Here is a 1,037-nt window from a genome sequence, read left to right as displayed (position 1 = left end):
AAGAGCAAACCCATACCTTCGGCGACTGGCTTTAGCCCCGTTACATTTTCCGCGCAGGTTCGCTTGACCAGTGAGCTGTTACGCTTTCTTTAAATGATGGCTGCTTCTAAGCCAACATCCTGGTTGTCAAAGCAAACCCACATCGTTTCCCACTTAGCCAGTACTTGGGGGCCTTAGATGATGGTTAGGGTTGTTTCCCTTTTCACGACGGACGTTAGCACCCGCCGTGTGTCTCCCAGATATCTCTCTCGGGTATTCGGAGTTTGATTAGAATTGGTACAGCTCGCGCCGCCCGCATCCATTCAGTGCTCTACCCCCCGAGGAGTCCGTCTGAGGCACTACCTAAATAGTTTTCGCGGAGAACCAGCTATGTCCAGGTTTGATTGGCCTTTCACCCCTATCCACAAGTCATCCGAGAATTTTTCAACATTCACCGGTTCGGTCCTCCAGTTGGTGTTACCCAACCTTCAACCTGCTCATGGATAGATCACCTGGTTTCGGGTCGTCATGCGACGTACTTATTCGCCCTATTCAGACTCGCTTTCGCTGCGCCTACACCTAACGGCTTAAGCTTGCACGGCACATGAAGTCGCTGACCCATTATACAAAAGGTACGCCGTCACCACGCTCGGTGGCTCCGACTGCTTGTAGGCTTCCGATTTCAGGATCTGTTTCACTCCCCTTGTCGGGGTGCTTTTCACCTTTCCCTCACGGTACTTGTTCGCTATCGGTCATTGAGGAGTACTTAGGCTTGGAGGGTGGTCCCCCCATGTTCAGACAGGATTTCACGTGTCCCGCCCTACTCGAGTCTGTCGCTATTTGACGCTTACGGGGCTATCACCCACTATGGCGGACCTTCCCAGATCCTTCAGCTTTATGTCACGACAGCACTGGCCTGGTCCCGGTTCGCTCGCCACTACTACGGGAGTCTCGGTTGATGTCCTTTCCTCCGGGTACTGAGATGTTTCAGTTCCCCGGGTTTGCTTAATGACCCTATGTATTCAGATCATTATACCTTTTCCGATCCACCGATCGTG

The 1,037-nt window shown here is 52.4% G+C and carries 1 rRNA gene; it reads right to left on the bottom strand.

From position 1 onward, the window contains the following. Nucleotides 1–1,037: ribosomal RNA gene (locus tag P7A99_RS25135) — 23S ribosomal RNA — on the bottom strand; the annotation flags it as partial.

The sequence above is a fragment of the Caulobacter endophyticus genome, from assembly GCF_029543245.1.
In the GTDB taxonomy this organism is placed as follows: domain Bacteria; phylum Pseudomonadota; class Alphaproteobacteria; order Caulobacterales; family Caulobacteraceae; genus Caulobacter; species Caulobacter endophyticus_A.
The sequence above is the reverse complement of the archived record's forward strand: the minus strand, read 5'-3'. Positions and strand labels throughout refer to the sequence as shown.